Below are 11,824 nucleotides of genomic sequence, written 5' to 3' on the forward strand. Positions count from 1 at the left end.
ATTGATAGATAAGCCTGTGCACTGGTATAGAAATTATAAATAAGGTTCATCCCCTAAATGCGTACCTCGTTAGTTGGATTGTCAGGAAGCTTTCATCTTTTACTCAGATCCACATTCCCTGAAGGGGTTGAATATCACTAAAGCAAATATTTTTCATCAAACTCTATCCAGCATATTTCATAAAGAAATGCAACTTTTGTACGCCCTCATGAAATATGCGTGCTTTTTCATGGTTTATCAGAAGTTCTCTAAGTTCCTCAATAAATGATTGTTTCTGACCGTGCTTCTCCCGGTTTTTTAACGTATTCAATTAAATCATCCTGTGCAGAGAATATGATCTGATACAATATTTGGGTGTCTCGGTTGACAGGGTTAAACTCCTTCAGAGTTTGATCTGTTTCTTGATTCTATGTACTACGGGTTGCACCCAGCCCGCCACGGCATAGCTGGAAGCGACGCCGGGTAGCTATTCATATTTAATCCATTTCGACAAGGCTCAATGCACCGCCTTCGGGATATTTCTTTAGCAGATAAATTAGGTCTCATTCACCACTTTGACGCTTCTTCCTATGACCCCAGGTACGCATTCTGACGATGAGCCATAAATAAAAAGTTGTTTGTAGCGTGAAGGTTTTTGACCTTTGACCTTCGACTTTCGACTTTCGACTTTCGACTTTCGACTTTCAACTTTCAACTTTCAACTCATCAATACATCACAAATTTAGCAAAACGTCCATCCAGACCACCGTTCATCAGTGGCTTTTTCCACTCGGGACGCAGGCCGATATTTTTCAGATACTTACGTTCCCCAAAATAGATATAAGCTTCGCTTCCAGCACATTTTTGCTTGAGCCAATCGCCCAGATCTTTGTAAAAATCTGAAAGATCCTGTCCCCGTTTCAGTCTGATCCCATAAGGCGGGTTCATGATTAGGGTGACACCTTCTGTGTTGCCAATTTGCTGGTAATCTTTGCGGTGGGTGTAGATACCGCTACCACCAGGGAGATGACCCAGATTGCGCTTGGCGACTCGCATGGCACTGGGGTCAATGTCAGAGGCCTGGATCGGTATGCTGTCAGGAACCATGAATTTATTATCCATGCCCTTGCGGATCCGTTTCCAGAGGCCGCGATCAAAATCCGGGAGACGCTCAAACCCAAAAGATTTCCTGAAATAGCCTGGTGAGAGTTTCGTCAGAGTCATATAAGCTTCGGCTGCCAGAGTACCTGATCCGCACATGGGATCGATCAGCATTTTTTCACCGGTCCACTCTGTGAATTGGATCAAGGCTGCTGCAAGTGTTTCCTGCATGGGTGCTTCCACAGTGTCCAGACGGTAACCCCTGCGGTGTAAGGAACTGCCACTGGTATCCAAACTGATAACCGCCCTGTTATTTTCAATATGCAGGTTGAACCAAATATGTGGGTATTTGGGATCCACATCAGGTCGTCGTTTGGCTTTATCCATGAAGCGATCAACAATGGCATCTTTCAACTTCAGTGAAGCGTACTGGGAGTGAGTGATCTGGCTGTTACTGACCTGCGCAAAAATAGCAAAGGTCTGATCCGGCGAGAAAAGGTCTTCCCAGGGAATATCCAGGGCTGTCTTGTAGAGATACTTTGTACTGTGACAATCAAAAGATATGAGGGGAGCCAGGACGCGGGTCAACAGTCGCGAGCCGTAGTTGATCCTGTATAAAGCTGCTTTATCTGCGGAAAAATATAGCCCCCGGAAGCGCTGTCTGATACTGGTGGCTCCCAGAACCTTGATTTCAGCTGCTGCCAACTCTTCCAGGCCATTTGCGACCTGGGCAAAATAATGTCCGGTTCGAAGATATTGAAATTCCATATTAGCGCTCCGTTACTGGGTTATCTGGCACTACTCGCTCAGGCGTTTTTCTTTACGCATTTGGGACAATCTTTTAATGGGATCCAATTCCATTTTGCGAATTCTGATATTATCAGGGGTGATCTCAACCAGTTCATTTTCTGAGATGAATTCGATGGACTCATCCAAGGTAAGTAGTTTTGGTTTGCGTAAGGTCACGGTTGCATCAGCATTGGCACTGCGCATGTTCGTCAGTTTCTTTTCGCGAGTGATATTCACATCAAGATCACCGGGGCGATTACGCTCGCCAATAACCATACCACCATAAACAGGAGTCGAGACTTCGATTTGCAATTCACCACGGTCTTCCATACTCAGGCTAGCGTATGCGGTCACCTTTCCGGGCCGATCAGACACCAGAGCGCCGGTCTTGCGTTGGGGGATGGAGCCAAACCAGGGTGCGTAGCCTTCCATAATGGTATTCATCACACCAGCACCTTTGGTATCGGTCATAAAGGTGCTGCGAAAACCGATCAGACCACGGGAAGGGATGCGGAATTCCAGATTGACTCGGCCGCTGCCATGATTAATGATATTTACCATCCGACCTTTGCGGATAGATAGTTTCTCTGACATAACCCCTACGAATTCTTCAGGAATATCCAGATAGAGCATTTCAACTGGTTCGGAGATCTTGCCATCGATTTCCTTGGTGATGACCTGGGGTTTTGAAACCATGAACTCATAGCCCTCCCGTCGCATGGTCTCGATCAGAACAGCCATCTGCAATTCGCCACGTCCACGAACTTCGAAGGCATCAGCTCTGTTCTTCAATTGCTCAATTTGCAGAGCAACGTTCAAACGCATTTCCTTTTCAAGCCGGGCTAGAATGTGGCGGGATGTGAGATACTTGCCGTCTTGACCAGCAAAGGGACTGGTATTGACGTAGAATATCATGGAGACAGTGGGCTCATCCACTTTGATTCGTGGCAGGATCGCTGGATCTTCTATGGAGGTGATAGTATCACCAATGGCAATATTATCGATGCCAGCGAAGGCGATGATATCACCGGCCACTACTTCTTCAACCTGTTGGCGACGAAGACCCTCAAAGGTGTACAACGCCGAAAATTTAACATTCGGTGTTTGTTTGTGTTCACCAGCCAGCAAGTAATTCTTGCTCATTTTTAGCGAGCCATTGTTTAATCTACCAATGGCGATCTGACCTACATAGGCATCATAATCCAGGTTGGCGATCAGGAACTGGGGAGTGTGATTGTCCTCAGCTTCAGGACCTGGGATATATTCCAGGATGGCATCAAAAAGAGGTCGCAGGTCTGTGGAGTTATCATCTAATTCGAGATGGGCAACTCCTTCTTTTGCGATGGTGTAAAGTATGGGGAAATCGATCTGGTCGTCTTCAGCATCCAGATCAATAAAGAGATCATATACTTCATTGATCACTTCACTAACTCTTGAGTCGTGTCGGTCTATCTTGTTGATAACCAGCATGATTTTGATATTCTTTTCAAGTGCTTTCTTAACCACAAAACGGGTTTGAGGCAGGGGACCCTCACTGGCATCGACCAGCAAAATTGCGCCGTCTACCAGGCTTAAACCACGTTCTACCTCACCCCCGAAATCAGCATGACCAGGGGTATCGATAATGTTGATTTTTACATCTTTATAGGTGATGGCTGTATTCTTGGCACTGATGGTGATGCCGCGTTCCCGTTCCAGATCCATGTTGTCCATGACCCGGTCAGCAACCTCCTGATTTTCGCGGAATATCCCACTCTGTCGCAACATCCAATCCACCAGGGTGGTCTTGCCGTGATCAACGTGGGCAATGATGGCGATATTCCTAAAATTCTCTTTACGCATATATGTCCTTTCGGGGTGCTTAACCTACTCGAAGCACCGCAAAATTAAGCAGTTAAAAAAGCGCGTGCAGGATGCGTTCGAAAGTGACTGATTCCTATAAAAAAAATGATGTGGTGATCAGTTGTACAGAATGTTGTTTGCCGAAAGTAAAAGTTCAAAGCTGTAATTATGTACCACCTGATCATGCAGTTAACCTCCGGCTGGTTAGTGAAAATATTTATGCTTATGACGAAACATGGGTAACTGATATCAATAATTCGTACACCCACTTCTTTGCAACTATATTAAGCTGGCCTGAGATAACCGTATGCATCAGGAGTCATCACCTCGCAGCAGTGTAAGTTCTTTTGCCACGAAGACACCCATCTTCGCTCGAAGAGCTACGCCGGACAAGCAAAGGCTCAAAGAGCCATTCTGGGAATTTATAGAACATCGTGCCTTAGTGACTTTGTGGCTATATATGTAAAATATACTTACGGATAACATGGGCCGGTTTAATAGAATGGTTTTTTGCAAGCAAGCCGTAGGATTGGGGCAGAAGTGTGCTAAATTCGCAACAGTCTAGTTCTAAAATAATGCCCATTCAGGAGGTCTAAGATGACAGCCATTTATCTCGAGATTATTGAACTTCTATTTATAGTAGGTGGCTTTATGGCCCTTTTTATGGGGCTTCTGCTGTTTTTTAAACCTGAGATCCTGGAAGGTCTTAATAAAAGTGGCAATAAATGGTATTCGGCCAGGAAAAGCACCAAATCCTTGGATATTGTTAGAGATACCAACTCATTTTACTTTAATAACAACCAACTGATCGGTACGGTTATGTTGGTTGTATCCATCGTGGCACTTTATCTCGTGTATTCCCGGATTCCCACATCAGATGAATACATGGTAATTCAGGGGAATACCGCATCAGCAATGGGGATTGGGATCCTGCTGGAATCTTTACGCTGGGTATTGGTAGTGACTATTATGCTGGGGATTCCAGTCTGGGGGTTGTTGGTCTTCAATCCCGAGAAGTTGCAGTCGGTTAACACCTATCTCGATAAGTGGATATCCACCAGACTTTTATTACTGCCCCTGGAACAGATGAATAATCGTTTTGATGGATATGTTGTGCGAAACAACCGCGTCTTTGGGGCATTCTTTGTTCTTGGAGCCTGCTTTATTCTGTTCAATTTCCTCTGGTGATCATCACCCTGCAAAAAATACTTCCTAATGGATAACCCGAGTGGCTGCTAAAAAGGTCAGTAAGTACTATGCTGTGTTTCAAGGATACCAGCCTGGGGTATACACCAGTTGGGATGAGGCTGCCTTGCAGGTCAAGGGCTTCAAAGGAGCCAGGTATAAAAGTTTTGTGTGTCGTTTGGAGGCGATCCACTGGCTCAGGGAATGTGTTCTAACAGCGTCAGAGGCAGTTGATGAAGGTTTGATAAAACTTATCAAGGCTCAAACTGAAACCAATGATCTTGCTAAAACATCCAGGCCTGGCCTTGATGGAGAGAAAATTATTATTCACACTGACGGGGGTGCATCACCCAATCCCGGCAAGGGCGGATACGGTATTGTCCTGCAACAAGGGAAGCTGCGTAAGGAATTATCCGCCGGATATGAATTAACCACCAATAATCGCATGGAAATGATGGCCGTTATTGTTGCTTTAGAAGCTTTGCAGAAAGCCTCTAAAGTTATTCTGCATACTGATTCCAAGTATGTGGTTGATTCGATCTCCAAAGGCTGGGCAAAACGTTGGCGCAGTAGAGCTTGGAAAAAATCTGATGGTAAATTAGCAGAGAATGTGGATCTCTGGGAAAAGCTGCTGAGTTTACTGGAAAAACATAAAGTGGATTTCCGGTGGGTCAAGGGCCATGCCGGAAATATTGAGAATGAACGCTGTGATGTTTTGGCAAATGAAGCCAAAAAGTGCCCCTCTTTGATCATAGATACTGGTTATGGGAAACGTTAAGCAGTTGATTTGTCAAACTCGGCGGCGCAGTGTATGGTTGCAGTCGAGATCAAACCAAAAAAAATACGAGAACAGGTATGTTGAATAAAGCGATACTCCCATTGGTACTATGTTTAGTTTTTATTAGTGAATCCCTGGCCTGCACATCAGCAGTGATCTCCGGCAGTGCTACCAGCGATGGCCGTCCACTACTCTGGAAGCATCGTGATACCGGTTTTCATGAGAACAAGCTGGTTTATATCGAAGGTGAGCGTTACGATTTTGTCGGGGTCGCCAATCTGGTTGATAACACTGGAGCCGAGATATGGATGGGGAGCAATTCTACCGGCTTTTCCATCATGAACACAGCCTCCTACAATCTCAATGCTGGTCTGACCTGTGATGCTGCAGATGATCAGGAGGGCTTGTTCATGCACAGAGCTCTGGAGATTTGCGCTACTCTGGAAGATTTTGAGACACTGCTGGACAGCTCCTCTGGAAAATGGGGGCTGGCAGCTAATTTCGGAGTCATCGATGCCCAGGGCGGAGCCGCTTATTACGAGACTGGCTACTATGATTTCAAAAAGTATGATGCCTGTGACTCAGAACTTGCTCCGGACGGCTATCTGTTACGAACTAATTTTTCGTTTCGGGGTGAAAAAGATGGGGGTTATGGCTTTATTCGATTACAAACCACCAATGATTTGTTCAGTGAGAGCTTAGCTGGTGGCAAACTTTCGGTGGAGTTGTTATTGGAAAAAGCGACCCGAAATCTAAATCATTCTTTGCTGAAAACGAATATTCATGATTTGGAACTACCTGCAGATGTGAATGATACGACTTTTATTCCTTTCGGTGATTATGTGATGCGTTACAACTCAGCCTCAACCATGGTCATCCAGGGCGTTTTGCCGGGTGAAGATCCTCAGTTGACCACCATGTGGACCATTCTGGGCTGGCAACTGGCTACTCTGGTAACACCGGTATGGGTGGTTGACGCTGAATATTTACCGGGTATTTTGATCTCCAGGAATGATCAACCAGCCCCTTTGAATCAGGCCGCCCTGCAGTTGAAAGGGCGTTGTTATCCGAATATCCGGGGGAACGGAAGTGATTATCTGAATTTGGCTCCTTTGATGAACAAGGAGGGCAACGGTTTTGCCCAGGTACTGCTTCCTGCAGAGTTAGAGATCATCGAGGAGACCAACAAGGTTCTTCACAAGTGGCGCAAAAGCGGGATCAAGAAAAGACAATTGAAAAAATTCAATCGCTGGCTGGAAAAAACTATCTCCGATATTTATGAGCACGAGCTTGATCTGAAATTGAAGGGTGGAGAGTGAGAGTATCCCTCACTGTAACCAACGCAAAAAGTCTCTCCAGGAATGCAGAATACGATTAACGAATGTCGATATATGAAGTAGAAACACTCATCCCAATCCTGAATTGGCCGAGAAACATTTGAACAGTTTGCCGGATTTCATAGGTACATGATTCTGTGGTATATGCCCCTTTTTTAAGAGTGATATTTTGCAAATTGAATAAGCTTCTTTTGAATAACTATATAAATACAATAATAACAATAAGATAAGACGACTATACTCCCTGGTGCCATAACCTAGGTATACTAGGGTCTTCTTTGGTTTCATGAAGGTAAAATTGGAGCTGATATCGAGTTTATTACATGGTAATCCCAGGGGGTAAAAGAGTTCTTGATATTGTAAGATAAACAATGTATTATATCTTACAAAGATAGGAGAACATATAAAATGTATAGCATTGAAAATAAAGTACTTAATAAAATATATGGCCGTGGTAGGGGTTGGGTATTCTCACAAATAGATTTTGCTACTCTAGGAAACCGTTCCGCAATTGATGTCGCCTTTCACCGTCTTGTGGACAAGGGAACTATTAGACGTGTGTCCCGCGGTATTTATGATTACCCCGTGTATAGTGATCTACTTGGTAAGTATTTGAGTCCTGATATTGACAAAGTGAGCCAGGCTATCGCTCGGAAATTTAATTGGCGTATACAACCTAGTGGGCCAACAGCATTAAATATGCTCGGATTATCTACCCAGGTTCCAAGTAAGTATGTCTATTTATCTGACGGACCCAGTAAGGTCTTCATCGCAGGGAAAACCCCCATCAGGTTTAAGACAACCAAATTGAAAGATGTTGGGTTCAAGCATCATGAGAGTGCCAGCATTGTCTCAGCTTTTCGCTCACTGGGTAGGGATAGACTAACACCTGATGTGATTGACCATACAAGAAAATGGTTGAATCCAGAGATTCGATCGCGCGTTCTGAAAGATACAGCAAAGGCAACGGGCTGGATTTATTCCGGAATTCGTAATGTATGTCTAGAGTCGTCCAATGTATGATTTTGCAAAGCGATCCGATGGAGAGCGCAAGGAGATATTCAGCGAGGCAGCAGCAGAACGTGTGCAGAAACCCGAAGTGATTGAGAAGGATTTCTGGGTATGTTGGTTATTGGGATTATTGTATGGTGACAAATATGTTCAGAAGTACATCAAGTTCAAGGGTGGTACATCACTATCAAAAGCATATGGTTTGATTGAGCGGTTCTCGGAGGATATTGATTTATTAATCGATGCAGAGGAGATGACGGATCAACCGCTAATAGCGGAACGCAGTTCTCGGCAACGAACAGATTTCATTGAAGAACTTCGACGAGCTGGACTGGATTACCTCAAAAGCAGTTTTCTTCCAAAGCTTGAAGGATTAATGAATGGAGTATGTTCGGCTGAAATCGTGCCGGGTACGTATAACCAGATCAAGATAGATTACCCTCGGGCATTCACTGAGAAATCTCTTCTGCCTTACATTTTGCTTGAGATTGGCCCTGTCGGTGCATCAAGGCCAAGTGAAAATATGAGTATTACGCCTTATACTGCAGAACAGTATCCCGAATTGTTCAAAGTAGCTGAGACCAAAGTTGAGACGATACTAGCTGAAAGGACATTCTGGGAGAAAATAACTATTCTTCACGCGAACGCTCATCGTGATGAGGGTAGGCCAGTTAAGGAACGGAACTCCAGACACTACTATGATATTCATCAAATGTATATTGATGATAAAGTGAGAGAGAAAGCCCTACAGAATGAGGATCTTATGCAGGATGTCATGAATGTCAAACGCCACCTCTATAAACAAGGATGGGCACACGATGAGAATCTGAAGCCTCGCTCATTCAAGTTGATCCCACCAAAGCATGTTATGAAGGATTTGATATTGGACTACGCTGAAATGGAGGAGATGTTCTTTTATGAAGCTCCCAAATGGGAAGATATCATGGAATCTGTGACTGATCTAGAAGCTAAAATTAATCAGAAATAAGAACTAAAGCAGGCGTCTTACTCCACAAGCTTTCCGCCCATCTTCGCTTTCAGCTACGCCGTGGCAGGCAGGAAACCTCGTTCCGTTTCGAACCTGCGACCTTCCACGCTCTCAGCTACGACGTGACAAGTTGGGTTATAAGTCCAATGAAGCCGGTGTGAAGGGCGATCCACCTCCATTTCAATAGAGTAGTGCCTGCCGGGGCGTATCCGCCAGCTGGCGTATATGTGTCACAACCTGCATCTGATTATTCCAACATGAGGAAAATAGATACCCAAATACAGATCAATAGTCATGCCTTTAATGAGAGTGACTTCCCGATTTCTCTTGTTCATAAAGATCTCATACAATAACTTTTACTTAACGGTATGGGTAATGCGCTACAAGAGGGGGCTTTTATGAACATGTCAACTGAAAGTATTGAGCCTACATATGTGAAAGACCCAGGCTACCGATTGGCCAATATTCTTTTTCGTTTTCTGGTTCAGTCGAGATCAGATCCGGATCGAAGAGCCTCGAACCATCACATTGTATTGCTTTAGCGCTATGGAGCCTGTTATGGAGCAAGCTATACTGCCTGCTTTTCAAGATCACTGGTTAAAACAACACGAGGAACGAGTTGAATTTATCACTACTTTTGCAGGATCAGGGGGTTATCATCACCCGCCAGATCATAACCAAGTTCCCGGGCAAGATGCTTTGGAACCGTTCCACGCTGGACTGGGAGATGTGTTGTTCAATTATGAGTGACATTTTTACACTAGATAGTCTAGGTAACGCAAATGAGCTAAATCGTTCAGTTATTGACAAACTGTTATCACGTAATAGAATCCAACGATCTGAGATATAGAGAAGAATTATGAGTTTAGCCATTGTAGGGATCTTTGCCATAATGATCCTGCTTCTGATTCTTTTAATCCTGGATGTCATCCCCATTGATGTGCTTGGAATTGGTCTTCTCCTCATCCTCTGGTATACTGGCTATGTGGATGGTGCTGAAGCTGTGGCCGGATTCAGCAATAAGGCTGTTCTTACAGTAGCAGCTATGTTTGTCTTGAGTCATGCTCTGGTGAAAACTGGAGTGATGGAGAATCTAGCTCAATACTTTATCGACCTGGAGAATAAACAAAGATGGTTGGGGATGGGGCTTTTCTTGGTCACAACAAGCCTCTTCTCAGGATTTATAAATAATGTTGCTGCTGTGGCTATCTTTATTCCTGTGGCCATGCAGATGGCTTCTAAGTTTCGAATTTCACCATCAAAGATACTGATCCCATTGTCATATGCAGCTATCTATGGTGGTACAATCACTCTCATTGGAACATCAACCAATCTCCTGGTAAGTTCAGTTGGAGAATCTCACGGCCTGAAGCCTTTGGGAATGTTTGAATTCTTGCCCCTGGGGATCATTTTTCTACTGGTTGGCTCAGTTTACAATCTTGTTTTCTTACCACGCCTCCTACCATCTCGAGCTCCGGTCAGTACTCTGGTAGGTAAATATCATATGGCACCATATCTGACTGAGTTTCGAATAGCAGAAGGTTCACCTTTGATCGGGTCAAGTTGTCGGAAAAAACAGATAAATGAACGCTACGAAATTACAGTTCTTGCAATTATCAGAGAAGGTATTCAGGTAACCTCAGATATTGGCAATATGATCCTTCAGGCAGGAGATACCCTGTTGACAAAAGGCAGTGTTGAAAAGTTTGTGAAGTTTCATCAGCAGGAAAAGGTGCTTGCTCTTACAGATATCAAATTAAGTGAAAAAGAATTACAGGCGGGTGATAATGTACTAGTAGAAGGACTTGTTGGGTCTGAGTCAGGTCTTGCTGGTAAAACTTTGAGTGAACTTGAATTCCGTCGGAAGTACCGCGCTTTTGTGCTGGCTATAGGCCGTCGTGGTGAGATGCTTAAGCAAAAGATTGCTCATATCCGGTTGCGGTTTGCTGATACCATGCTTATGCTCATGCCAATGGATCGTATTGCTGAAATACGAAATGACCCTGATTTGATTATCTTACAACATCATGAAGTTAATCTGAGGAAGAAGAAGATTCGTTGGTTGGCAGTAATTGTCATACCGATAATGATGTTGTTGGCGGCCACGGGTCTCGTAGATATTATGATAGCAGCCTTTTCAGGAATGTTTTTACTATTGGTTTCCAAACACATTTCTACCCGGGAAGCTTATGGTGCAATTAATTGGTCTGTGATAGTATTCATCGCAGCCTTCATTCCCTTTGGAACCGCACTGGAAACAAGTGGGGCAGCTCTGCTCATTGGACAAAACATTACTCTCTTAGCCAATCTGTTCCCGGAATCGCTTGTTCCATATGCTCTGCTTTCAATATTGTATTTCATAACGAGTTTAAGCACCGAACTGATATCAAATAATGCAGCAGCAATCGTATTAACACCGATAGCTATTGCAGCCGCCAACAATCTTGGAATAGATGCCAGGCCATTGATATTTACCATATGTTATGCCGCTTCAGCCAGTTTTATGACACCCATTGGATATAAAACTAACTTGATGGTTTATGGACCTGGAAAGTATCGGTTTACTGATTACATCAGAGCAGGAGCTCCTCTTAACCTCATTTTTTGGATTATAGCTTCTGTCTTAATACCGGTTATCTGGCCTTTTTAAACCATGCACAAAGTAGAAACTTCAAACGTTTCCCAGACGTGGAATTAATAGCCTAGTTCATAGGACTCTTTCAACGTTTAGTTTGATATCGATACGAATTTGAGGCAGAATCCCCATAGGGACTTTAAAATCCATTTGTCATGTAGGAGTAGTAGGTATACCGG

9 protein-coding genes are annotated in these 11,824 nt (G+C 44.0%); 7 read left to right on the plus strand and 2 right to left on the minus strand.

What is annotated here, in order from left to right; all coding sequences use genetic code 11:
• Positions 1-705: 705 nt before the first annotated feature.
• Entirely contained in the window at positions 706-1,848 is a 1,143-nt protein-coding gene (locus U9Q77_08575; protein ID MEA3287413.1) for a THUMP domain-containing protein, read from the minus strand.
• 30 nt (positions 1,849-1,878) lie between these two features.
• Complete coding sequence (gene typA, locus U9Q77_08580; protein ID MEA3287414.1) at positions 1,879-3,711, minus strand: translational GTPase TypA; 1,833 nt, start codon at positions 3,709-3,711, stop codon at positions 1,879-1,881.
• A gap of 597 nt (positions 3,712-4,308) precedes the next feature.
• On the opposite strand from typA, the gene U9Q77_08585 reads away from it, so the two are divergent.
• From U9Q77_08585 to U9Q77_08615, 7 genes are all read left to right on the plus strand, one after another.
• Positions 4,309-4,899, plus strand: coding sequence for a hypothetical protein (locus U9Q77_08585; GenBank protein MEA3287415.1), 591 nt, complete (start codon positions 4,309-4,311; stop codon positions 4,897-4,899).
• A gap of 40 nt (positions 4,900-4,939) precedes the next feature.
• Positions 4,940-5,674 carry a ribonuclease HI gene (rnhA, locus tag U9Q77_08590; protein ID MEA3287416.1) on the plus strand — a complete coding sequence of 245 codons (735 nt, stop codon included), beginning with the start codon at positions 4,940-4,942 and terminating at the stop codon, positions 5,672-5,674.
• A gap of 77 nt (positions 5,675-5,751) precedes the next feature.
• On the plus strand, positions 5,752-6,993 hold the full coding sequence (locus U9Q77_08595) for a hypothetical protein (GenBank protein ID MEA3287417.1): 1,242 nt from the start codon (positions 5,752-5,754) through the stop codon (positions 6,991-6,993).
• Positions 6,994-7,419: 426 nt separating this feature from the next.
• Positions 7,420-8,034, plus strand: coding sequence for a DUF6088 family protein (locus U9Q77_08600; protein MEA3287418.1), 615 nt, complete (start codon positions 7,420-7,422; stop codon positions 8,032-8,034).
• Positions 8,027-9,010, plus strand: a complete 984-nt coding sequence (locus U9Q77_08605) for a nucleotidyl transferase AbiEii/AbiGii toxin family protein (GenBank protein ID MEA3287419.1) — start codon at positions 8,027-8,029, stop codon at positions 9,008-9,010. Before U9Q77_08600 ends, U9Q77_08605 begins: the two co-directional genes overlap by 8 nt.
• Before the next feature lie 558 nt (positions 9,011-9,568).
• On the plus strand, positions 9,569-9,760 hold the full coding sequence (locus tag U9Q77_08610) for a hypothetical protein (GenBank protein ID MEA3287420.1): 192 nt from the start codon (positions 9,569-9,571) through the stop codon (positions 9,758-9,760).
• Positions 9,761-9,869: 109 nt separating this feature from the next.
• Positions 9,870-11,660, plus strand: a complete 1,791-nt coding sequence (locus U9Q77_08615; protein ID MEA3287421.1) for an SLC13 family permease — start codon at positions 9,870-9,872, stop codon at positions 11,658-11,660.
• Positions 11,661-11,824 lie beyond the last annotated feature (164 nt).

This window comes from Candidatus Neomarinimicrobiota bacterium, from assembly GCA_034716895.1.
In the GTDB taxonomy this organism is placed as follows: domain Bacteria; phylum Fidelibacterota; class UBA8477; order UBA8477; family JABMPR01; genus JABMPR01.

Coding starts and splice junctions, on each gene's coding strand:
- U9Q77_08585 (MEA3287415.1), top strand. CDS start 4,309: ATGACAGCCATTTATCTCGAGATTATTGAACTTCTATTTATAGTAGGT.
- U9Q77_08595 (MEA3287417.1), top strand. CDS start 5,752: ATGTTGAATAAAGCGATACTCCCATTGGTACTATGTTTAGTTTTTATT.
- U9Q77_08575 (MEA3287413.1), bottom strand. CDS start 1,848: ATGGAATTTCAATATCTTCGAACCGGACATTATTTTGCCCAGGTCGCA.
- U9Q77_08605 (MEA3287419.1), top strand. CDS start 8,027: ATGTATGATTTTGCAAAGCGATCCGATGGAGAGCGCAAGGAGATATTC.
- U9Q77_08615 (MEA3287421.1), top strand. CDS start 9,870: ATGAGTTTAGCCATTGTAGGGATCTTTGCCATAATGATCCTGCTTCTG.
- U9Q77_08600 (MEA3287418.1), top strand. CDS start 7,420: ATGTATAGCATTGAAAATAAAGTACTTAATAAAATATATGGCCGTGGT.
- U9Q77_08610 (MEA3287420.1), top strand. CDS start 9,569: ATGGAGCAAGCTATACTGCCTGCTTTTCAAGATCACTGGTTAAAACAA.
- typA (MEA3287414.1), bottom strand. CDS start 3,711: ATGCGTAAAGAGAATTTTAGGAATATCGCCATCATTGCCCACGTTGAT.